At 39.2% G+C, this 22484-nt stretch carries 27 protein-coding genes; 3 read left to right on the plus strand and 24 right to left on the minus strand.

Features of this window, described 5'->3' with window-relative positions; genetic code table 11:
- Positions 1–38: 38 nt before the first annotated feature.
- The 9 genes from aat to SJPD1_RS10040 are packed head-to-tail and all read right to left on the minus strand — an operon-like array spanning position 39 to position 8274.
- Positions 39–719: a leucyl/phenylalanyl-tRNA--protein transferase gene (aat, locus tag SJPD1_RS10000; RefSeq protein WP_210394355.1), complete on the minus strand. Its 681-nt coding sequence runs from the start codon at positions 717–719 to the stop codon at positions 39–41.
- A complete protein-coding gene (gene clpA / locus SJPD1_RS10005; RefSeq protein ID WP_096047042.1) occupies positions 709–2907 on the minus strand; it encodes an ATP-dependent Clp protease ATP-binding subunit ClpA in 2199 nt (732 codons plus the stop codon). The genes aat and clpA overlap by 11 nt, the downstream gene beginning before the upstream one ends.
- 49 nt (positions 2908–2956) lie before the next feature.
- Entirely contained in the window at positions 2957–3265 is a 309-nt protein-coding gene (locus tag SJPD1_RS10010; protein WP_096047043.1) for an ATP-dependent Clp protease adaptor ClpS, read from the minus strand.
- A 9-nt stretch (positions 3266–3274) separates the two neighbouring features.
- Positions 3275–3874: a TlpA disulfide reductase family protein gene (locus SJPD1_RS10015; RefSeq protein WP_096047044.1), complete on the minus strand. Its 600-nt coding sequence runs from the start codon at positions 3872–3874 to the stop codon at positions 3275–3277.
- A 58-nt stretch (positions 3875–3932) separates the two neighbouring features.
- On the minus strand, positions 3933–4397 hold the full coding sequence (smpB, locus tag SJPD1_RS10020; protein ID WP_096047045.1) for an SsrA-binding protein SmpB: 465 nt from the start codon (positions 4395–4397) through the stop codon (positions 3933–3935).
- Positions 4397–5173 (minus strand): 4-(cytidine 5'-diphospho)-2-C-methyl-D-erythritol kinase, encoded by a 777-nt coding sequence (locus SJPD1_RS10025; protein ID WP_096047046.1) that lies wholly within the window; start codon positions 5171–5173, stop codon positions 4397–4399. The genes smpB and SJPD1_RS10025 overlap by 1 nt, the downstream gene beginning before the upstream one ends.
- Entirely contained in the window at positions 5173–5400 is a 228-nt protein-coding gene (gene csrA, locus SJPD1_RS10030) for a carbon storage regulator CsrA (protein ID WP_096047047.1), read from the minus strand. The genes SJPD1_RS10025 and csrA overlap by 1 nt, the downstream gene beginning before the upstream one ends.
- Before the next feature lies 1 nt (position 5401).
- Positions 5402–6190, minus strand: coding sequence for a tRNA pseudouridine(55) synthase TruB (gene truB / locus SJPD1_RS10035; protein ID WP_245391489.1), 789 nt, complete (start codon positions 6188–6190; stop codon positions 5402–5404).
- A 38-nt stretch (positions 6191–6228) separates the two neighbouring features.
- On the minus strand, positions 6229–8274 hold the full coding sequence (locus SJPD1_RS10040; RefSeq protein ID WP_096047049.1) for an ATP-dependent helicase: 2046 nt from the start codon (positions 8272–8274) through the stop codon (positions 6229–6231).
- A 212-nt stretch (positions 8275–8486) separates the two neighbouring features.
- On the opposite strand from SJPD1_RS10040, the gene SJPD1_RS10045 reads away from it, so the two are divergent.
- The gene (locus SJPD1_RS10045) at positions 8487–9392 is read left to right on the plus strand and encodes a LysR family transcriptional regulator (RefSeq protein ID WP_096047050.1); all 906 of its coding nucleotides are present in this window, start codon (positions 8487–8489) and stop codon (positions 9390–9392) included.
- 2 nt (positions 9393–9394) lie between these two features.
- On the opposite strand, the gene SJPD1_RS10050 is transcribed toward SJPD1_RS10045, so the two are convergent.
- The 5 genes from SJPD1_RS10050 to SJPD1_RS10070 are packed head-to-tail and all read right to left on the minus strand — an operon-like array spanning position 9395 to position 13947.
- Complete coding sequence (locus SJPD1_RS10050) at positions 9395–9847, minus strand: hypothetical protein (protein WP_096047051.1); 453 nt, start codon at positions 9845–9847, stop codon at positions 9395–9397.
- Positions 9840–11561: a M3 family oligoendopeptidase gene (locus SJPD1_RS10055; protein WP_096047052.1), complete on the minus strand. Its 1722-nt coding sequence runs from the start codon at positions 11559–11561 to the stop codon at positions 9840–9842. The genes SJPD1_RS10050 and SJPD1_RS10055 overlap by 8 nt, the downstream gene beginning before the upstream one ends.
- A 2-nt stretch (positions 11562–11563) precedes the next feature.
- Positions 11564–12160: an aminotransferase class IV gene (locus tag SJPD1_RS10060; protein WP_096047053.1), complete on the minus strand. Its 597-nt coding sequence runs from the start codon at positions 12158–12160 to the stop codon at positions 11564–11566.
- A complete protein-coding gene (locus tag SJPD1_RS10065; protein ID WP_210394357.1) occupies positions 12123–13085 on the minus strand; it encodes an aminodeoxychorismate synthase component I in 963 nt (320 codons plus the stop codon). Before SJPD1_RS10065 ends, SJPD1_RS10060 begins: the two co-directional genes overlap by 38 nt.
- Positions 13075–13947 (minus strand): aspartate carbamoyltransferase catalytic subunit, encoded by an 873-nt coding sequence (locus SJPD1_RS10070; RefSeq protein WP_210394358.1) that lies wholly within the window; start codon positions 13945–13947, stop codon positions 13075–13077. The genes SJPD1_RS10065 and SJPD1_RS10070 overlap by 11 nt, the downstream gene beginning before the upstream one ends.
- Before the next feature lie 108 nt (positions 13948–14055).
- On the opposite strand from SJPD1_RS10070, the gene SJPD1_RS10075 reads away from it, so the two are divergent.
- The gene (locus SJPD1_RS10075) at positions 14056–14580 is read left to right on the plus strand and encodes a glycine zipper 2TM domain-containing protein (RefSeq protein ID WP_210394359.1); all 525 of its coding nucleotides are present in this window, start codon (positions 14056–14058) and stop codon (positions 14578–14580) included.
- Here SJPD1_RS10075 and bioD read toward each other — a convergent pair.
- From bioD to SJPD1_RS10090, 3 genes are all read right to left on the minus strand, one after another.
- Positions 14542–15216 carry a dethiobiotin synthase gene (gene bioD, locus SJPD1_RS10080; protein ID WP_096047054.1) on the minus strand — a complete coding sequence of 225 codons (675 nt, stop codon included), beginning with the start codon at positions 15214–15216 and terminating at the stop codon, positions 14542–14544. The genes SJPD1_RS10075 and bioD overlap by 39 nt on opposite strands.
- Positions 15217–15288: 72 nt before the next feature.
- On the minus strand, positions 15289–15711 hold the full coding sequence (locus SJPD1_RS10085; RefSeq protein WP_096047055.1) for a hypothetical protein: 423 nt from the start codon (positions 15709–15711) through the stop codon (positions 15289–15291).
- 94 nt (positions 15712–15805) lie between these two features.
- A complete protein-coding gene (locus SJPD1_RS10090) occupies positions 15806–16669 on the minus strand; it encodes an AraC family transcriptional regulator (RefSeq protein ID WP_096047056.1) in 864 nt (287 codons plus the stop codon).
- A 104-nt stretch (positions 16670–16773) separates the two neighbouring features.
- Here SJPD1_RS10090 and SJPD1_RS10095 point away from each other — a divergent pair, with 104 nt between their 5' ends.
- A complete protein-coding gene (locus SJPD1_RS10095) occupies positions 16774–17937 on the plus strand; it encodes an aminotransferase-like domain-containing protein (protein ID WP_096047057.1) in 1164 nt (387 codons plus the stop codon).
- Here SJPD1_RS10095 and SJPD1_RS10100 read toward each other — a convergent pair.
- The 7 genes from SJPD1_RS10100 to ffh all read right to left on the minus strand — a co-directional run bounded on the left by SJPD1_RS10100 (position 17934) and on the right by ffh (position 22374).
- Complete coding sequence (locus SJPD1_RS10100; protein WP_096047058.1) at positions 17934–18794, minus strand: damage-control phosphatase ARMT1 family protein; 861 nt, start codon at positions 18792–18794, stop codon at positions 17934–17936. The two genes, SJPD1_RS10095 and SJPD1_RS10100, sit on opposite strands and share 4 nt — an antisense overlap.
- An 81-nt stretch (positions 18795–18875) precedes the next feature.
- Positions 18876–19232 (minus strand): 50S ribosomal protein L19, encoded by a 357-nt coding sequence (gene rplS / locus SJPD1_RS14580; RefSeq protein WP_191342044.1) that lies wholly within the window; start codon positions 19230–19232, stop codon positions 18876–18878.
- A gap of 21 nt (positions 19233–19253) precedes the next feature.
- Positions 19254–19946 (minus strand): tRNA (guanosine(37)-N1)-methyltransferase TrmD, encoded by a 693-nt coding sequence (gene trmD, locus SJPD1_RS14585; protein ID WP_191342045.1) that lies wholly within the window; start codon positions 19944–19946, stop codon positions 19254–19256.
- Positions 19946–20485, minus strand: coding sequence for a ribosome maturation factor RimM (gene rimM / locus SJPD1_RS10110; RefSeq protein ID WP_096047059.1), 540 nt, complete (start codon positions 20483–20485; stop codon positions 19946–19948). Before rimM ends, trmD begins: the two co-directional genes overlap by 1 nt.
- On the minus strand, positions 20478–20723 hold the full coding sequence (locus SJPD1_RS10115) for a KH domain-containing protein (RefSeq protein WP_037959462.1): 246 nt from the start codon (positions 20721–20723) through the stop codon (positions 20478–20480). The genes rimM and SJPD1_RS10115 overlap by 8 nt, the downstream gene beginning before the upstream one ends.
- 2 nt (positions 20724–20725) lie before the next feature.
- Positions 20726–20956, minus strand: coding sequence for a 30S ribosomal protein S16 (gene rpsP / locus SJPD1_RS10120; protein WP_025345392.1), 231 nt, complete (start codon positions 20954–20956; stop codon positions 20726–20728).
- Positions 20957–21033: 77 nt separating this feature from the next.
- A complete protein-coding gene (ffh, locus tag SJPD1_RS10125) occupies positions 21034–22374 on the minus strand; it encodes a signal recognition particle protein (RefSeq protein WP_096047060.1) in 1341 nt (446 codons plus the stop codon).
- Between the last annotated feature and the right edge of the window lie 110 nt (positions 22375–22484).

Genomic DNA, 22484 nt, shown 5'->3' on the forward strand with positions numbered 1-22484 from the left:
TCAAACTTCTTTTACATGTAAAGATAAAAGGCATACCATCACCATGCTTTTGTCGTGCAATTTTCTAAAGCATTTTCTAACATTGCTAGAAATTTCTCGCGTGGTATCACCGATGCACCTAAAGATTGAAGATGATCGGTGGGAAGTTGACAGTCGATAAAATCGCCCCCCAAGCTTTTCAGTTTTTTACAAAGTCCTACTAACGCAGCCTTTGAAGCATCACGCTTTATTGAGAACATTGACTCGCCGCAAAATACGCCACCAAGGTAGAGTCCATACAAGCCACCGACCAATTCATCCTCAAAAAAGCACTCGACGGAATGCGCAAACCCTTTTACATGTAAAGTACAAAAAGCCGCGATCAAATCTTCGCTGATCCAGCTTTTTTGACCTTTGGCAAGCCTCGTTTCCAAACACAAACGCATCACTTGCTCAAAGCAGGTGTCATAGTGTATTTCAAAATGTTTCATGCTTTTGATTAAACTTTTAGAGATTTTAATGTCAGAGGGAAAGAGCACAAGCCTAGGATCGGGCGACCACCACAAAATGGGATCGCCCTCGTTAAACCATGGGAAAATGCCTTGAACATAAGCACGAAGGAGTCGCTCAGGTTTGAGATCACCACCCCATGCTAAAAGTCCCTCATCGCTGGCATCTTCGGGATCAGGGAAGGTATAATCATTCGGATGCAGCTGAGGGATGAGTCTCTTAGTTGCCACCGCTGTATTCAAACACCCATTTTTTAGCTTTATAATCTATTTTGCACACGCCACCATTTTTGAGCTTGCCAAAAAGAACCTCTTCAGAGAGCGGCGTTTTAATCTTTTCTTGAATCACACGACGCATCACACGTGCACCCATCTCTTTGCTATACCCTTCACTGGCGAGCTGTTTTTTAGCGGCCAAGGTTGCAATAATCTCGACTTTTTTATCTTTAAGCTGCTCGGTAAGCTCACTTAAAAGTTTTTCAACCACATTGATCATCACAGGCTCGGACAATGGCGCAAAGTGAATGATGTCATCTAAACGATTTCTAAATTCAGGAGAGAAGAAGTCTTTAATCGCATGATCCATTCGACTGCTCTCGCTCTTCGTAAAGCCCATCGTTGGTGCTTCTTTCGTTCCAAGATTGGAGGTCATAATGATGATAACATTGCGAAAATCTATCTTTGTTCCATTATTATCGGTCAAGGTTGCACTATCAAAAATTTGAAGCAGGATGTTGAGCATATCAGGATGTGCTTTTTCGATCTCATCGAGCAATAATACCGTATACGGATGCTTTTTAATCGCTTCACTCAGTTGACCACCCTCATCATACCCCACATAGCCAGGAGGAGCACCAATGAGACGGCTAACCGTATGTTTCTCCATATATTCACTCATATCGTAGCGTTCAAAATGGACACCTAACTCGAAAGCGAGTTGTTTCGCCACTTCTGTTTTACCCACGCCCGTAGGGCCTGTAAACAAGAATGAACCAATCGGAGCAGTCGGATTTCCCAGCCCTGCACGACTTCGTTTAATGGCTTTAACCAATGCCTCAATCGCCGCATCTTGACCGAAAATTTTGGATTTGAGATGCGCTTCTAAGTGTTGCATCACCTCGCCCTCATCTTTATTCACACTGCGCGTTGGAATGTTGGCAATTTTGGCAAGAACGGCTTCAAGATCGCTCATCTCCACCACTTTTTTACGCTTTTTAGCCAAGTGAAACGAAGCACCTACTTCATCAATCAAATCAATCGCAGAATCGGGTAAAAATTTATCACTAATGTATTTTTTGGCAAGTTCGACAGAAGCTCTGATCACTTCATTAGGGTACTTCACACCATGATGTTTCTCATAGCTCCCTTTAAGTCCTTTAAGAATTAAAAAAGAGTCTTCAAGACTTGGCTCTAACACATCAATCTTCGCAAAACGACGGCTCAGTGCTTTGTCTTTATCGAAGAAATTGCGAAACTCACCATACGTTGTAGCGCCAATGCAGCGAATTTTCCCCGAAGCGAGTGCAGGCTTAAGCAGGTTGGAAAGGTCCATCGAGCCACCGCTCGTTGCTCCCGCTCCTACAATCGTATGAATCTCGTCAATAAATAAAATAGCCCCTTTCTTAGCTTCAAGTTCATTCAAAATTTCTTTGAGTCGTTTTTCAAAATCCCCTCGGTATTTTGTACCGGAAAGAAGTGCTCCCATATCCAGTGCATACACGGGAGAGCCTTTTAGAATTTCAGGGACGCCTCCTTCGCTAATCTTCTCAGCCAAACCTTCCACAATAGCAGTTTTTCCAACACCGGGTTCACCCACTAAAAGAGGATTATTTTTCTTCCTGCGACACAAGACTTGCATGAGCCGTTTCACTTCATCCGCTCTTCCAATCAGAGGATCAATCTGCTTTTGTTTGGCAAGAGCAATAAGATCAATCGTATATTTAGCCAATGCACTCTCTTTTTGATCATCATTGCGTGCATCTTTATTTTGGGGTGCGCTCAGTGCTGTTACTTCTTCAACAATCAAAAGTTTATCAACCCCTTGTTGCAATAACAAAGAGACACAAAAGGCATTGCTTTCATCCATCATCGCAATTAAAAGATCGTACACACTGGCTTCTGACTTGCCTGCACTCTTTACATGTAACATCATTGATTCAATAACGCGAGTCAATGCCACCGTTTCTAAAGGCTCATACGTCTCTTCAGTAGGCACAATCTGAGGATTCGCCACAAAATACTTTTCCATAGAACGCTGCAAGAAAGTAATACTGAGTCCACAGTTGATCAGAAGCTCAACCACATTCTCATTACTCAACAGAGCAAAAAAGAGATGATCAACGGTGATATACTCATAGCGATGCTTTCTTACAAAAGCTATGGCGTCATTGAAAACAAAATTGAGTTCTTGGTTAACCATAATCTACTCCTTTTTTACCTGATAATGTGCATTCGCAGAATAAAATGAATCATTCTGCTTCCATAATAGCACGCAGAGGAAAGTGCTCCTCTTTGGCCATTTTTCGGACATACTCTACTTTTGTCTCCGCAATTTCATACGTATAAATGCCACAAAGACCTTTGCCTTGTTCATGCACACTGAGCATAATTTCGCTGGCCTTTTCAAAACTATGATGAAAGATTTGCATCAAAACTTTGATCACAAATTCCATACTACTGTAGTCGTCATTGAGCAATAGAACTTTATACAGTTGTGGTTCTTTGAGTTCTATCGCATCAAGCGTTTCGTTTTGAAAATCCCCTTCGAAATGGTGCATGTAAAGCCTCTATTGTGCCGTAAGTTTATCGATATCTTTTTGGATAATATCCAAATCTACTTTTCCAAGATAAAATTTATTATCTGGATTTTTACCATAAATATCCGTAACATTTTGATACTTTCCATCTTTTAACACGACTTTAAACGGTACTTGCAAGGTTTCTTTATATTTAATGTCTTGCAAAATCGTCTCAACCAATTTTTTATTTTTGGGTGAATTGGTAATAAAATAATAGGCATTGTACTTCGCTGCAAAATTCTCCACAACATACTCATCACTGACATCTTCAAAAAAGTTAAGACCAATCAGCATAACACCATCACTATTTTGAAGTTGAAAATCCATCAAAGAGGGTGCTTCTTCCTGACATGGGGCACAAAATGTACCAAAAATATCAATCAATACAACTTTGTTTTCGTCATCTTCAAGCACAAAACCACCATTCTTGCGAAGCAGTGTCAATTTTGCACCTGAAACGCTTTTAAGCTCAACTTTGTCACCATCTTTGTAGGTCTCTTTTACTGTTGATACGCTTGATGATTCAGATCCGCACCCTGTAAACAAAAGCAGTGTTGCGATTATGATTGAACTGATTAACTTTTTCATACGTTTCCCCATATAACTTTTGGTTTATTCTACTTTATTTAGATAAATAATATGTAAACTACTCTTTGTAAGCATAATTCTTGATCGCCGTTTTAGCTTCTCTTTGCGCATCTTTTTCTTTCAAGCTCTCACGTTTATCATGCTCATTTTTTCCACGCGCTAAGGCAATCTCGATTTTTGCAAGATTTTTGCTATTAAAATAAATTGCCAATGGTACAATCGTTAAGCCATCTTTGGCCACTTTCATATCCCATTTGCGTAACTGCTTCATATGCAGAAGCAATTTACGAGGAGCCCTCTCATTGGGAGCATAGTTTAGATTGGCCGTTGAAAGGTGCGAAATATGCGCATTGAGTAAAAATGCTTCCCCTTTAATAATCTTGACAAACGAATCTTTCAGATTCACTCTGCCTTGACGAATGGCCTTTACTTCACTACCTTGAAGCACAATACCCGCTTCAAGCTTCTCTAAAATTTCATAATCATGGAACGCTTTTTTATTGCGTGCGACGGGTTCACCCATTAAAGTACCTCTTTAAGTCTAAAAAAACTGCTTCCACTGCCACTAAAAAACCACCCTTTTTTAGCATAAGTGCTAAGCTCTGGGTAGGCCTTAAGAGACGCTGGAAAAAGATCGTTGAGTTCTTCCTTAGAAAAACGGCTCAACAATTCGGGACTTTTAAGTACAACCATTTTCGAAGCTAACGCTTGATCCATTGATTGCAAGAAATATTCCCTATAGGTTTTATACACCAATGCTGTATTACAAGCAAGGGAAGGTGTAAAAACTTCGATGTCAAGTGCGTTTTCATCAAACGGCTCAACTATTTCACCAATACCACTGACATTGGCACTCTCATAACCTGACGCAAAGAAAGCAACATCGGCGCCCACTTCGCTTCCAAGGCGCATCATTGCTTCTCTATCAAGTCCCAAATTAGCAGTCTCATTGAGCATTTTCAAAAACGTGGCACTATCGCTACTACCGCCACCCAGACCCGATCCTGTTGGAATATTTTTCTTTACATGTAAAGCAAAATCTTCCATGACTTGTTCCACTTTTTGATCATATCCATGCGCTTTGAGCACCATGAAAGTACGATATAAAGTATTGTGCTCCAACTGACAATTAAAATCACCTACGAGCTCAAAAGGCTGTGTGCTTTTTTTAGGAACAAAGCTTAGCGTATCAAATAAAGAAGGTACAAGCATAAAGCGTGAAAGTAGCTCATGGTAATGACCACGTGTTCCTACGATTTTTAGAAAAATATTGACTTTGGCGTGTGCTTGATACTGCATTATTTAAGCTTAAAACTCAAACTAGCGAGTGCATCATGGCTCGTATTTTTACTCGCTTCAATGTTCGCTTCTTTAATCGCTTTTTCTAACTCTTCACGCAAAATCAGCATATCTTTGGGCGCATCAAAGCCTAGTTTCACGACACCTTTTGAAATTTCGATGACCCTAATGGTAATATTTTCATTTAAAACAACACCCTCTCCGATTTTTCGTGTGAGTATTAACATGTTACGCCTTTAGCGATAGTGAATTTAAGAGATATTCTACCCCATTTGCGCTGATTTCCACAACGCTAAGGACTTCATCAATCACAATTTGATAAATACCCTCTTCTTGTTTTTCAAAATTTTGGGCACTGAGCTTTCGCCCAAGTAAAATATCGTGAGGATCTCCAAGATAATGGTTCAAAGGCAGATCAAGATACTCAAGTGGATTGAGCTCTTTCTCATTTTCATAGATGAAAGCACCTTCATTGAGCCGTTCCAATGCACTCAAAGAGCCAGAAAAACCAAGTTTTTGTGCAATTAATGCCCCAATACTACGAACATATCCACCTTCAGAAAGAGTCACTTCAAAAGTCAAAAAAGGATGGGCATAGTGGATTAAATGACAGTCATAAACGGTGCTGGTAATGGCTTTAAGCTCAAAGTCTTTATCGGCACGTGCCAAATCATACGCTCTTGCCCCTTCAACTTTTTTAGCTGAATATTTTGGAGGTAAATAGGTTATTTCGCCCATCATGCTTTTAAGAATGAAGTTGACAGAATCGGGATGAAACGGCATCATCTGTTCGACTTTTTCAATCTTTTCGATATCGAGTGTTGGGCTTGATGCACCTATCCAAAGTGTTGCGCGGTACGTTTTTGGCGCTTTTTTCAAAAAACGGAACAATTTTGTAAACTGCCCAAAGGCAATAATCAAAATGCCCTGAGCAAAAGGGTCAAGCGTGCCTGAAAATCCTGCTTTTTTAACAGTGTAACGTCGTTTAATGCGGCTTAAAAAATGGTTTGAAACCATACCTGAAGGCTTATAGGCAACAAAAAGGCGGTTATCCACTAAATCTTCTCCACAAAGGACGCCAAAATGTCACGCCTTGTACCACTAAAATTAATTTGCAATTTAAACTCTCGTCCCACTTTGCTGATCTCTGTGACACGACCAATGCCAAAGATTTTATGTTTCACCAAATCACCTTTTTTAAAAGAAGTCGTTTTCTCAAAAATCAAACTTCCTTCACACACCCCTGCTTCTTTCAAGAAACGGCTTTTGGTCAGCTCGGTTCTACGCCCTTTGTAAAAACGACTCGCAGAAAAACTCAGCGTGAGCTCTTTTTTAGCACGGGTAATGGCAACATACCCTAAACGTCGCTCTTCTTCGATGTCACTACCATCTCCTATCAGTGGGAAGAAACCCTCTTCCAAACCAATCACAAAAAGATACTCAAACTCTAAGCCTTTACTCGCATGAATGCTCATAATAGAGATATTTTCACTGTCAATTTGGTCTTGATCACTTTGCAGTGCAAGTTCATTTAAAAAATCATCCACATTCATTTGAGGATTTTGCTTGACATAATCACGAAAAAGTCCGTAAAATTCATCAATGTTAGAGATACGCTCCAACGAGTCAGGTTGGTTGTTGTAATACTCTTTTATGGCAAAAGATTCTTCAATCGCATCAATCATATCGTAGGTGGAATTTTCCTGAATACTCCGAATGTGCGCGATATTTTGAACAAACTCTTTAAGCGCCAAGGAAGCTTTCTTTGTTGCCTCTTTTTCAATGGCAGATTCATTACATGTAATGTACTCATAAATGGATTGACGGTTATCGTAGGCAGATTTAATCATACGTTCAATGGTGACTTTCCCCAGTCCACGCTTCGGACGATTGATAATGCGTTTAATGGAAAAATCATCGTGAGGATTGGCAATCACACGCAGATAACTGATGACATCCTTGACTTCAGCACGTTCGTAAAACTTGACACCACCCACCATATTGTAAGGAACCTGCTCTTTATTTAACCCCTCTTCTAAGGAACGACTGAGCGCATTGATGCGGTACAAAACAGCAATTTCATTAGGGCTCACACCACTGAGAATGAGTTTTTTAATCCGTTTTGCAATGGAATGTGCCTCTTGATTTTCATCGTGTGAATCCATCACTTCAATAGCTTTGCCATCACCCTTGGTACTTTCAAGCACTTTGCCAATACGTCCACGATTATGCTCAATCAAATCATTCGCCGCTTTTAGAATTTGTGTAGTAGAACGGTAGTTTTTTTCTAACTTCACGATTTTAACATTGTCAAACGATTCGTGAAATTCTAAAATATTTTTAATATTTGCACCACGCCATCCATAAATACTCTGGTCATCATCGCCCACGACACAAAGATTGTTATGGCTAAAACAGAGTTTGCGCAACAATTTGTATTGAAGTTCATTGGTATCTTGATACTCATCGACCATGATGTACTGATAGCGATGACTCACCTCTTCACACAAAGCATCATCACTTTCTAAAATTTTATAAGGAAGCACTAAAAGATCATCGAAATCAACCAAGTTATTGGACTCCAAATAGTCTTCATACTGCTCATAAATTTTAGCGATGACTTGGTAGCTTTTTTGCTCTGCTTTCTCCCATGCCACTTTTGGATCAATCAAGGAAGTTTTATAGCGTGAAATCTCACTGGCAATCATTCCCGTTGGAAGTTCAGTACTGGTACTAAAGCTCTTTAAAATGCGCTTTTTATCATCGGTATCAATGACCACAAAGCTATTTTTACGCCCTATTTTTTCGATGTGAAACTTTAAAAAAAGCAGACCAAATTTATGAAACGTACATAAAAGCGGTGGATACGTATGCTCCTCTATCATCGCCATAGCACGCTCTCGCATCTCACAAGCAGCTTTGTTCGTAAAGGTGAGCGTCAAGGTATTGGCAGGTGGAATCCCTAAGGAGAGTAAATAAGCCAAGCGCGACGTGATCGTTTTGGTTTTTCCACTTCCCGCACCGGCTAAGATGAGTACAGGGCCATCTACACATTTTACCGCATCTTGTTGTGACTCGTTTAACATCGTTAAATCTTGCATACGTTCATCTACTTTTTTATGATATAAATTGTATTTATTATAGCAAAAAAACTTTAAGCAAAACTCTACAGATTTTTTTCATCATTGAAACGCTACGATAAACAAAAGTTTTGATCAAAAAAGTGTAGCATTATCCATTGTTTTTGTTATTATTTTTTGTTATAATATTTCAAGTGTTATCAAAAATATTTATAAAATAAAAGGATTATTTCATGCTGAAAGATTTCTCAAAAGTGGAAACCTTTTTGACCGTTGTACGAGAAAAAAGCTTTTCTAAAGCTTCTAAAAAACTTGGCATCAGCCAACCTGCTGTCACACAACAGATAAAACTTCTTGAAGAATACTTAGATATTCAAATTGTGGATCGTAAAAAGAATGGTATCAAACTCACCACCGCAGGTGAAGAACTTTTCAAGGTAGCTATCAAGCTTGAAAAACACCTTTTAGCGGCAGAGAGAGAGATGCTGCGTCTTGTGAATAAAGAGGTTATTTTTGTGCTTGGAGCTTCACCAATGATTGGTAACTATATTCTGCCAAATTTTTTGAATGACATACAAGAAGCCATTAAAAATAATGTCATGCTCAAAGTGGAAGATGCTGCAGAAATTACGGAAAAACTGCTTGATAAAAAAGTGGACTTAGCACTCATTGAAGCACCTATCTTTCAAGAGGGAATTATTTACCGCGAATGGTTAGAAGATGAACTCGTAATTACCAGTCGCTCACCTCTGCCTAAACTGGTTAAAAAAGAAGATTTACTCTCTTATAATTGGATCTGTCGCGAAGAAGAGTCCAATACACGCAAGATTATTCATGAAACATTTGAGAAGATGGATGTGGATTGTAAAAGTTTTAAAGTTAAAAGTATTGTCACGAGTTCGACCGCAGTCAAACATACCCTGATGAAAGCAAATATCGAAGATACACCAACTGTTTCCATTATCTCAAAACATATTATTGCTGATGAGTTAGAAAATGGGCTGCTGTATACCACAAAGATGAAAGGCTTGAAATTGACACGTATGCTCTATCTTTGCTACATCAAAGATCGTAAACATGATGCGCTGATTGACAATGTTATCAACTACATTATGAGCAAACAAGAGATTAAAGCTTAGTGCTACTTTTTAATAAGCTTTTGATTATTAGGATTGGACATAAGCGCTTCCATTGAGCGTTTTAGTCCAGTCTCTTTAGGCACTTTTACGTGAGATTTTGGAGGTGTACTTAAGTTAATAAATACAGGAATCTCTTCAATAATAATCTGTAAAATTGCTTCAATCGGTAAACTAACCAAAGAGCCAAAATTATCGCTACCAAACCCTGCTTCAAAGCTAATTCTTCCATTGTAAACTTGGGTACTCTCAAAGGTATACCCTGCTAAAAAGAACATCGTAATCGGCTTAAAGTTCTGTCTGATTTCAGAAGGCAACTCAGGATCAAAGGTAACATCAGAGATATTTGTTAAAATTGAAAAATTTACCCCACGCTTAAGCAACAACTCCAACACCTCTTTGGTGTGCCTTTTCATTAATCCATAAAACTCTTCACTCCCAAGTAACGCTTCAAGCATCGCACATTCCTTTAAATTCTGCTAAGAGGGATTCTATTTCGCTAATACCTAATTGCCAAAAATGCTCATCTTCAATGTCAAACCCAAATTTTTTAATCAACTCTTTTGGACTTTGACTTCCACCTGCACTCAAAAAGCTTGTGTAATTTTGAACAAAGACTGCTTTATCACTTTTTTTATACAGTCCGTAAAGTGCTAAAACCAGTAATTGCCCATAACTGTAGGCATAACAGTAAAAAGGTGAGTGAATAAAATGAGGAATATAGCTCCACCAAAGCGCGTAATCTTTTGTGAGTGTAATACTCTTGCCAAACATTTTTTGACTCTCTTGCATCCAATACTGGTTAAATGTCTCAAGATCCAACTCGCCTTCGTGCGCATGTACTTTACGCTCAAACGTTGTGAAATTGATTTGTCGGTAAAGGGTAGAAAAAATATCTTCAATTTTACTGGCATATAAAGAGCGTTTTTCACTCACGCTCAAATTATCTTTAATAGCATCAAAGGCAAGCATTTCCGCAAAGACAGACGCTGTTTCAGACGTCGTTAAAGGTGTATCACTGCCAAGATAGCCGACATCGCGTGAGAGATACTGATGAATTGCATGCCCTAGTTCATGCGCCAAAGTAAAGAGGTCACGTCTCGTATCGGTATGGTTTAAAAGCACATAGGGATGTGTACTCGGCGTTGCTGGATGAGAAAATGCTCCACCCCTTTTTTTATCTTTAGGGAATACGTCAATCCACCCTTTTTCAAAAGCCATAGAGGCAATTTCATAAAATTTAGGATTGAACTTTTTAAAGGCATCAAGCACTATTTTCTTCGATGTTTGAAAATCAAATTTTTCCGTGGATTCTTCCAATGGGGCATAACGATCGTACTCATAAAGCTCAGTGAGTCCTAAAAGTTTTGCTTTAGCAACGTAATAATCTTGTACCAAATGAAAACTACTTTCAGCACTTTTAATCAAAGCGTCGACACTTTTTTGTGTAATTTTATTATCCATATGGCGTGACTGTTCCGCATTTTTGTAACCACGAAGTTCACATTCGCTTGCGAGATCCGTTTTAATCATATTGAAGATGTATGCCAAAAGGGGTTGATGCGGTTTAAGTCCTTTTGTAAAAGCACTGGCTACTTTTTGACGCACTTCACGATTGGAGTCTTGAAGTTTGCTGAGTATCTCCTCTTCGGAGAGCTTTTCACCCTCATAAGAAAACTTCAAGCGGCTAAAATGCTCATCGAAAAGTCTGCTAAATGCCGAAGCTGAAGTCATCTCTTTTTTAAGAAGAATACGCTCTTCTTTTTGACTAAGCTGATAAGGCTTCTCTTCCATCAGTGATTCTAAATAATATTTATAGGTGGGAGCCGCTGCGATCAACTCTTCTTGTTTTGGTTTAGAAAGCTTGTTAAATTCAAGTTCAAAAAAGAGAAGATCTTCAGCGATAGTGCTATGGGCTTGCTGGTATTTGGCATAAAATCCGCCATTGTCGCTATTGGTTGCAAACTTTAAAAAAGCATACGTCATAATACGACCCAAGGTCTCATTGATCGATTCATACTCTCTAATTGATTCTAAAAACTCATTAACATGTAACTCTTTAAGTTTACCTTTGCAAACAGATGCAAAACTTTTTGCACGTGATGCGGCATCTTTTAAATCCGCTTCTAATACGGTTTCATTTTCATAGAGTGCTGAAAGATCCCAATTCAAATTTATTCCTTTATCCATAATACGTTATCAATGATTTTAAATCCTATAAGTGCATTCATTATAGCAAATTTCTGAGCTTTTTGAAGGCTTTTCATGTCCAAAACTTCAGCTTTGAGTGCACCACTTTTAAGCAATCGCTCTCGTGTCGTTCCCTTTAAAAGTGGATGAAGTGGCGTTTTCCATTCACCATCAATTAAAAGCGCAATATTTGCGATACTCGTATCTTGAAGCTTCCCTTTACATGTAAAGATAACATCATCACTATTTCCTTGTAAATGGGCATTTAAAGCCTCTCGATTACAATATTTATATGCGTAATCTATTTCAGTCTCGACGAATGCAAATGTTTGAAGTGTGCGTAGAGCGCAAGGAATATACTCAATTTTCTGAAGCACTTCAGCATATTCAACACGTACTCGATAAATACCCTCTTTAGGAGGAGACAAATGCTCTGAGAGAACGATTTTAGACATTGAGCCGTAAAGCGCTTGACGCGTTTGATCAAACCGTGCCTGATGAAAGGCAAGGTGGAAAATTTTGCCATCTACCGCTTTAAGCGTCTCAAAACAGGGAGATGTAGACTTTATCACACAACTCATCGTACTCCTTTTCTGCCTCACTCAAAAGCGTAATACCGCCACCACTTTTAAACACATAACCTTCTTTTGTCTTTTCCAAAAAGCGAATCATCACAGCGCTGTCTAAAGTTTTTCCATCATAGACACCAAAGATGCCCGTAAAAAAGCCCCTATCGTAACCTTCTAGACGTTTTATAACCTCCACGCTACTGCGTTTGGGTGTGCCACTGATAGAACCAGCAGGCAATAATGTTGCAAGGATCGTGCCAACAGTATTATGCCAATTTTCATCCAACATCCCTGTGATCTTAGAGCTAACCTGTAAAAGCTCTTTGTCGCCTGCTTGAATCTTTTCTACGTAGCGAAACTGCTCCACACACACGTCTTTTGACACCATAGAGAGGTCATTGCGTAAAAGATCAACCACCATCACGTGCTCCGCTTTTTCTTTCTCATCGTTTAAGATCATCTCCTTAGCATTAGGAATGCTCGCATCAATCGTACCTTTCATCGGATAGGTGCTGATGCGATTGTTCCTTATTTCTACAAAACGCTCGGGTGAAAAACAGACAAATGCTTCATGATAACAGAGTTTAAATGGAGCATTGGCGGTATAAAAAAGATTTTCGAGTGAACACGAGAGCTCAATTCGTGTAGGAGATGTCAGGTTAAGCAAATAGGTATTGCCTGCTTTTATCTCTTCAATAACCGCTTCCATCTGAGCACGATACTGCTCTTTTGAAGGAGGTGTTTTCGACCAAGAAAAATCTTTACATGTAAAAGTATTAGAGGCATTACTTTGGGTTTCTAATTGGTATAAAACACCATGAGGAATGGCATCAAGAACAAATGCCTCAAACTGTTTTTCCGCATAATCAATCATAAAGAAGAAAGGTGTTTTCTCCTTACCAAAGGCATTGAGTTTCGAGGCAAACTCAATGTTCAATCAGCTTCTCCAAAACCGCCATTCTCACGGCTACACCATTTTTCACTTGCTCTAAAATTTTAGAGCGTGGATCTTTCATCATGAAATCATCGACATCGACATTACGGTGTACAGGGCCTGGATGAAGAATGATGATGTCACGATCTCCCATGAGTTTTGACGTGATGCAAAAATCAGCACCATAATCTTTTAGTGAAGCATAAATTTGATTTGCGTGGCGCTCCGTTTGAGCACGTAAACTCATAATCACATCGACTTCATCAATCACTTCTTCAATAGTGTGGTATACGCGAAGGTCTGTTTGAGGCAAGAAATGTGGCGGTCCTACTAAAATGACTTCAACGCCTACTCGCGCTAGAAGCTCAATGTTGCTGTTCGCAACTCTGGAGTTTTTGATATCTCCCACAATGGCCACTTTTTTACCACGAACATCACCAAAATGGCGTTTCATGGTAAACAGATCGAGCAAGGCTTGCGTCGGGTGTGCGTGAGCGCCATCACCACCATTGACAATTGGGCAGTTAACATAGTTAGCTAAGATATGTGGTACTCCTGAGCTTTTATGACGTACCACGATAGCATCAGGTCCCATGGCATCAAGATTTGCCGCGGTATCAAAAAGTGTTTCACCTTTGCTAGAAGAGCTACGTGAGACATCAAGACTAACAACCATTGCACCAAGGCGTTTGGCTGCAATTTCAAAACTACTTCGTGTTCTAGTAGAGTTTTCAAAAAAGATGGTAATGACCGTTTTATTTTTTAAAATTTCTCGTGGTTTTTCATCCAAAAACTCTGTTGCCCTCTCAAGCAACTTCTCAATCTCTTCCAACGAAAAATCCCGTGTATTAATCAAATGGTTCACGCACCGCTCCTTCATGATTTTGCGAAAATAATAACAAAATTTGACTGTAAGTTTCGTTAACACTTCATTCAATTCTCTGTGGTACAATTCCGCGAAAAAGGAGGTAACATGAAAAAAATCTTTTACGCCCCGCTTCTGTTTGTGAGTTCTCTCCTTTATGCGGAGACCATGCATATGGCAGAAGAGGTACGCGTGATCACCAGTAAACCCGAGTACCGAATGGTCACATCGCGGGTACCGTACCAAGAGTGTTGGGATGAACAAGTCGCCGTACAATACGCTCCTCCACCGCCTAGCGAAGGAAGCGGCGTTGCAGGAGCACTCATCGGCGGTGTCGCAGGTGGCGTTTTAGGACACCAAATCGGTAGTGGCAAGGGTAATACAGCCGCAACTGTGGGTGGAGCCATCGTAGGAACCCTCGTGGGTAAAAATATCGGCGAACAAAGTGCTAGCAGTACACCACCACCTCCCGGTTATCGTATGGAGCGACGTTGTACCACACGCTATGAAGAAAAAAGTTCCGAGCAGTTTATGGGGTACCGCAATACCGCCAATTACAAAGGTCAAACGATCGTGAAGTATTCGGACAAACCCTTAGAGTTTATCCACCTCGACGTCATGGTAACTTACTAAACTTTTGATGATTTCATCGCAATCGTCTTGAAGCGAAAGCACTCTGCCAAACAGTTTTTTAAAAAATGGCAGAGTGATTTCATCGAAACGGGTACGATCACCTCTAAAATTGATGCACCATTCATAATCATCTACCCCTAGACCATCTAAAAGATGAAGATTAAGCAAAATGTCGTTAATACATCCTAGTTGGTCATGCCCAACCAAGAGTGTTTTGGCATGAAAGAGACGAATAAAATCGTACATGTAGAGATCTTCTTCAATCGGAACTAGAAGTCCGCCTGCTCCTTCAATGAGGACAATATCACACAATGCTTCGATCTTTGCGTAAGCACTTTCCAATAACTCTAAACTAATTTTCTTACGCCCTTTTGCAACATAAGGAGCAGCTGGAAGTTCAAATTGATATGGCGTAATATCCCTCATCTTTAGGACTTCAAGTGCAGGATTTAAACGTTTTGCATTTTCAAACAACACTGTAGCGTCTAAAGGATGCGTGATAACACCTGTCTCAATAGGTTTCATAACACCAACCTTGAGTCCTTTTGCGCTGAGTGCTTCAAGAAGCTTAAGAGTGGTATAGGTTTTCCCAATATCCGTATTGGTAGCAGTAATAAAAATTGGAGGGTATTTCATAGAGACTCTTTTTTGCATATTATAACAAAAAAGGCTTAGAAGAAACGGACGCCAAATAGCGTCCTTGTAATTTTAGCCGATGATATAGCGTGTTAAAAATGCAAGCGATGAGGCTACAATATGTGGTGCCCCATACAAAAATGTGGCAAATACTTGTATTAAAATGCTTTTTTTCAGTTTCATTCCAAAAATAATGATTGTCCCAATAAATGTTGTTGCAAAAATATAAGAGAGTGCATGGGTTAACCCATAGCTTGGATTATACGTGATGCTTGCTAGGGCTAATGAAATCACATAAGAAGCTATAAAAAAACCAATTACATTAAAGAGTGTTTCATAGCGCTGAAACTTCTCATAAAAATCTTCTACACTCGGAGCGGGTAAGCCTTTAGACTCTTTAAGTTTCTTAGCAGCAATGGCTCTTTTCTCAAAAAAGAAAAAGACAAACAGCGTTGAAGCAACCCCAATCGGAACAATTAAGAACAGTGCATCCATAACAAACTCCTTGTGTCATTTTTGTGATCTTTGAAGATTGTAACCTTGGTTTGTTTGGTGGTTGCTTAAAAGGATGAATTAATGATAATTTTATTTATTTAAATCGTACGGGAACACAAAAGTCCAGATCAAACGTCTCATTGGCATTGATAAAATGATTTTTTCGATATACCGCAAAAGAGGGAAGCGATGCCTTTTCGTAATTACTTTTGGGGAGCCATTCATGGTAAATGACATCCATAAATTTTTTAAGATCACCATACACACCTTGCAATGAAAAAACGGCACAAAAGGTTTGAGGGATCCGCATTACGCCAACTTCTGCACTTCGATAATATTTTTTACCCAAGGGAAGTTCTAAACATGCCACATAATGACACAAAGAGGACTCTACAAAGCGTGGATTACTATGATGTAACCCAATCATTGTTTGTTCAGAAAAGTCGATACCTTGACGTAATGCCCACTCTTGAAGCTTCAACCACGCCATCTTAATGCTGCGATCATACCCTTTATGCCTCACATAGGCCACATCAAAACTAGGCATCGTACCAATCTTTACATGTAAAGGTTTATCCACAAACGTATAGTCTCTATTTTCATTGGCTTTGTCCACTTCGCGCCATTTGGTTGGCGTTACACCAAAATTCTCTTTAAAGGCTTGCGAGAAGGAAGCATTGGAGATAAAACCCACTTCATGCATAATGTGCGTTATCGTAGCCTCTGGGTTAAAAAGTAAAAGATTAGCCGCATGTTCAAGCTTAACACGCTTAATGTAAGCGTGCAGACTTTCACTTGTCACTTCTTTAAAAATACGATTGAAATGAAACGGAGACATTGCCACCAAAGAGGAGAGCTCATCCACGCCAAAATTCTTTGCAATATCTCCATGGATATAAAAAAGCACTTCATTGACGCGCTCAATATGATCATTTTTTGTGATTTGTTTCTGTTTCATGAAACAATTATAGCACAAATGGACAAAACTAATCCCTCATTTCATGTGGCTAATCCAAAGAAGAAGCGCTATAATTTCGATACATTTTTAATAAAGGCTAGGCAATGCAAACCAAATTTGCAAAACGTGTTACCACCGCATCACGTTCATTTACGCGAACAATCTTAGACTTAACGGCACAAAGCTCCATTATCTCTTTTGCTGGCGGACTTCCTGATGCCGCTCTTTTCCCAAGAGACAGCATTGAAAAACATGCCAAAAAACTTTTTGAGACAGAAGATAATCGTCTGTTCCAATACAGCAATGCTTCCGGTGTTGAGGCGCTCAAAGTTGAGATTGCTAAAAAATATGTGGGCACGACATCAGCAGAAATTATGTTGACCAACGGTTCACAACAAGGGCTTGATTTAGTCTGTAAAACCTTTTTGGATGAAAAAGATTGTATTATCGTTGAAGATCCAAGCTACCTTGCAGCACTGGGACTTTTCCATATGTACAATGCAACGATCAAAGCAGCGCCACTCAACGCAAACGGTGTTGATACGGTTGCGCTTGAAGCGTTATTTCGCGATTATTCACCTAAATTTTTCTATACGATACCCATTTTTCAAAACCCAACAGGTTATTCGTATACCCTTGAAACCCGCAAAGAAGTGGTACGAATTGCTAAAAAATACAACGTTATTTTACTTGAAGATAGTCCTTACGAAGCTCTACGATATGACGGTGTTCAAACGACAGCCTTTGCTGATTTATTGCCTGAACTCACCATCGCGCTGGGAACATTTTCAAAAACTTTAGCACCCGATTTTCGCATCGGTTGGATGAGAGCACCTAAAGAGATTATCAGTGCATTAACACTCAGTAAAGAGAGTACGGATTTGCAAAATTCTAAGTTTTTCCAACACATTTGTGCAAAGATGATGCAAAGTGGTGAATTACAAGAGCATACCAAAACGTTGATCCAATATTACCGTCCCAAACGAGATGCCATGGTAAAAGCACTCCACACCTATTTTAAAGAGAGCATTGAGTTCGTCGTACCTGAGGGTGGTATGTTTATTTGGGTTAATTTTAAAAAATGTGATGATAGTATGAAACTGTTTGATGTCGCCATCAAAAAAGGGGTTGCCTTTGTGCCGGGAAGTGTTTTCTTTGCCGATAAACGTGTCAGCTCTTACGGACGCCTCAACTACACAAACTCAAGTCTAGAACAGATTGAAGATGGTGTGAAAAAACTCCATGATGCCTATATAGAGCTTAGTTAAATTCCTCGTTTACAGATAATATTACCAAGCTGTGCTCCCACAGCTTGGGCTACCACATTGCATTTCACTTTAAAGAGGAAAAAAATCGGTAACCCTTCGGTTTCGCCTAAACATTCATAGTTTCCCATCCCTTTGGAGATAATACAGTCTGCTTTTTCAAAAATAACACGTGCTTTTTCATTCATATGCTCTATGACAAGACCAGGAGTGGGAACACCACTATCAACAATTACGGCGACTTCATTCATCCCAGAAGCTAGTGCGTCTTTACATGTAAGATCATTGATGATAGGACGACCTCTTACAAAATAGTAAACTTCAATATCTGGATAGAGTTCTGTGATAGTTTGAATGTAGAGTTTATCAAAAATCTCTTCCCCTGCATTGTCTGCTAAGTAAACTAATATTTTTGTCTTTGCCAGTTGAGCCTCAAGGGCATTAAAATCATCAATGGCAAATGGGGTATGGTAAATCTTCTCTAGTTCTTCTTCCAGATCATATAACATCACAGCTGCAAGGTCAATCACATTGCCTGCAACAGCCGTTTTGGTTGCTTCAAAAAGTTTATTGGAACTTGCATTGATTTTTGCTTCGCACAATGGAAGAAAAGCTTTGGCTTTTTGGGAGGAGGCTTTTTTAAAATCAGCATAAAGATCGTCAAGCTTTAAAAGCTCTGCCATTGCTTCATACAAAGGAGCCGCATTCAGTGGAGGGTTTTGGTTTTTATCAAATAATAGAATCTGATTTTGGGCCAGAGTATCAATGGACTTTGCTTGCTCATCATTTACATGTAGGAGTTCACACACACGTTTTGTTTGGTCATAAATACAGGTTAAACAAGGTTCTTGTAAGTTCATGTAATTCTTTTAAACTGGGGTGAAAGGAGAGGAGAAAGAAGGGAAGGCAGTAACACTCTTTGTATTACTGCCAAAAAAGTATTATTTTCTAAGTTCTCTAATTTTTGCAGCTTTACCACGTCTATCTCTAAGATAAAAGAGTTTAGCACGTCTAACAACACCACGTCTAAGAACAACGATTTCTTCAATACTGTCAGAATAGATTGGGAAGATTCTCTCAACACCAACACTGTTTGCACCGATTTTTCTGACCATAAAAGTCTCACCTGTACCCGTACCGCGTCTTGCAATACAAACACCTTCAAAATTTTGAACACGTTGTTTATCGCCTTCAATAATTTTAACAGCAACTCTTAGGGTGTCACCTGCTCTGAATTGTGGAACATTTTTCTCAGAAATCTGTCCTGCTTCAAAAGCTTCAATATATTTATTTCTCATCTATTATCCTTTTTGTTCATTCTAATGCTTCGCGCTAAAGCGAGAAAACAGATCGGGTCTGAAGTATTTTGTTTTAGATTCAGACATTTTATTTTTTAAGCTTGAGATTTTAGCGTGGTTTCCCTTTAAAAACTCTGAGGGCACTGATTTATTTTCATAAATCGGCGGTTTTGAGAAACACGGTGCCTCTAATAATGGGCTCTCAAAACTTTCCATACTTAGAGAATCCTCATTGCCAAGAACTCCTTTAATATTACGACTGATCGCATCACTCATCACAAGACTTGGAAGTTCACCACCCGTTAAAACATAGTCACCTATGCAAAAAAGCTCATCGGCAAATGTCTCAATCACTCTCTCATCAATTCCCTCATAACGCCCACTCACAAAAACCAAATGTTTTTTATGTGCCAGTCGTTTGGCATCGTTTTGCGTAAACAGTTTTCCAGAAGGTGTCGGGAAAATAATATATGCTTCACGTGATGCTTGTTTGATAGAACGTAAAAGATCAAACAAAGGTTGAGGGAACAGTACAAGTCCTGCGCCACCGCTGGCTTGATAATCATCGACTTTGCCATGTTTATTGAGTGTATAGTCCCTTGGATTCAAAAACTCAACACTTAAAAGCTCTTTTGCAATGGCACGTTTTAAAATTGAGTCTTCAAAATAAGAAGCGATCAACCCCTCAAAAAGTGTCACATACGAAAATCGCATTAGGAGTTCTCCAGAATTCCTAAACCATCTTTGCTAAGCACCTCTTTTTTGGCTTTATCAAACATGATGATATAACGCTCAATGTAGGGTAAATAAAAGGTTTTAGCAAGCCCTTTTTTGACTAATGCTTCATCAGTTTTGATAACCAAATAGTCTGTTACAGCAATGCGTTCTATCTCATCTACACTACCCAACACTGTTCCATCTTCGTCGATAACGCGTGCATCAATCAAATCAAACCAAAAAAATTCACCCTCTTTAAGAGCACATTCATTGATCGAATTTTCTTGTGTTGTAAATAACAATGTATTAACAAGCTTTGCAGCTTCTTCTCTACTTTGATACCCAACAAAAGAGATTAACTCACGTGAAAGATTGAAAGAAAAGACTTCAAGTTCTTCACCTTTTTGGGTTTTAAACTTTTTACCTTTTTTAAACTGCTCAGGGAAATCACATTGAAGGTGAAGTTTAAGCTCACCTTTTAAGCCCACGAGTCGCCCAATTTGAGCGACTTCAATGAGTGAAGATTGATTATTCATCGTTAGCTTTGACAGTCACTCTGTAAGATATACCGTCTTTTGCTTTACAACCAGAGATAAGCGTCTTGAGTGAATTGATCATTTTGCCATCTTTACCAATCAACTTACCGGTATCAATTTTATCTGCATAGATGACAACTTCGCAAAATGTTCCATCAACATCGCTTCGCTCAACGCGTACACCTGCTGGATTGTCTACCAAAAGCTTGGCAAACTCTTCGAGAAATTTGTCAATCATGATTATTTACCCGTGATTTTAGCAACCCTGTCACTCATCTTCGCGCCAACGCTTTTCCAGTAAGCAAGTCTCTCAGCATCAAATTTGATAACTTGTGGTTCTGTTAATGGATTGTAATAACCGATTGTCTCGATTGATCCACCATCACGTTTTTTTCTACTGTCTGTTACGACGATTCTGTAAAATGGAGTTTTATTTCTACCCATTCGTGTTAATCTTACAACTGTTGCCATTTTTATGGTCTCCTTAAATTTTGTCTACGACTTAGATTTACATGTAAAGTTTACATGCAAGTATAAACCGTCACATCTTAACGAAGATGTGCGTGTTTACTCTGCGAAAGCATATTTTGAAGATCTTGCATTCCCTTTTTACCGGAGAACTTCTTCGCCATTTTTGCGGCATTTGCAAATTGCTTTAGAAAACGATTCACTTCTACTTGAGAAAGTCCTGAACCTTCAGCAATTCTTCTTTTTCGACTGTTATTCAGTAATTCTGGATCTTCACGCTCTTTTTTCGTCATTGAACCGATCATCGCACGGATTCGCTTCATCTCAACCGAATTTTCCATATCAACATCTTTGAGTTGTCCTGCCATCTGAGAAAGTCCTGGAATCATTCCGATTAAAGACTTCATGCTTCCCAACTTTTTCATCTGTTCCATCTGCTCTAAAAAGTCGTTGAAGTTAAATTCACCTTTTTTAATCTTCTTCGTCAGTGCTTTGGCTTGCTTCTCATCAATAATTGAACTGGTTTTTTCCGCTAAGGTTTCAAGATCGCCCTCACCCATCAAACGGCTCACAATACGTTCAGGTATAAAATGCTCTAAATCCGCAACTTTTTCACCCACACCGATAAAGCGAAGTGGCACATTCGTTTGCTCAGCAATTCCTAGAGCAACACCACCCTTACCATCACCATCAAACTTACTTAAAATGACACCACTGAGCGTAATTTTTTCATGAAACGTTACCGCACTTTTGACCGCATCTTGACCTGTCATAGAGTCAGCTACGTAAAAGATTTCATCCGGTGTGACTTCTTTTTTAATGGCTTCTAGCTGATCCATCAATTCGGCATCAATGGCTAGACGGCCTGCTGTATCGATTAAAATGACATCATACAAACCCTCTTTTGCTTTTTTCATTGCATTTTTTGCAATGGCAACAGGATTGGCATTTGCCTCTTCAGAGTAAAGATCAATCTCATTAGCAGAACAGAGTTGGCGTAACTGCTCAACTGCCGCTAAACGTTGTAAGTCACAGGCAACGACTAAAACTTTTTTTTGTTTTATTTTGAGATAATTGGCTAATTTGACTGTTGTTGTTGTTTTACCACTTCCTTGCAAACCCACCATCAATACAGTGGTTGGAGGCTTGGATGCAAAAACAAATCCTTGTCTACCAGGAACGGTTAAGATCGTCGTTAAATTTGTTTTTAAAGAGCGTAAAAAATTGACTTGGCCAATTCCTTTTGCTTTCGTTTCCAGTTCAACTTGGCGCACTAAATCACGTACAATTTTATGATGAACATCGGCTTTGAGAAGCGCTTTTTTAAGGTTCTCTAATGCACTTTTTAAAGACTTTTCATCATCACTGAAACGTATTTTATTTATCGCTGATCGAAACGAATCGGTTAAAACCTCTAGCACAAACTATCCTTTTAATCTATTCACACATACCTGCTTTTGGCAAAGGAATGCAATTTTACACAACAAATACTTTAAACTAAATTAAACCTTAAAACTCATTTGACAATTTA

It is taken from the genome of Sulfurospirillum diekertiae (assembly GCF_002309535.1).
GTDB lineage: Bacteria > Campylobacterota > Campylobacteria > Campylobacterales > Sulfurospirillaceae > Sulfurospirillum > Sulfurospirillum diekertiae.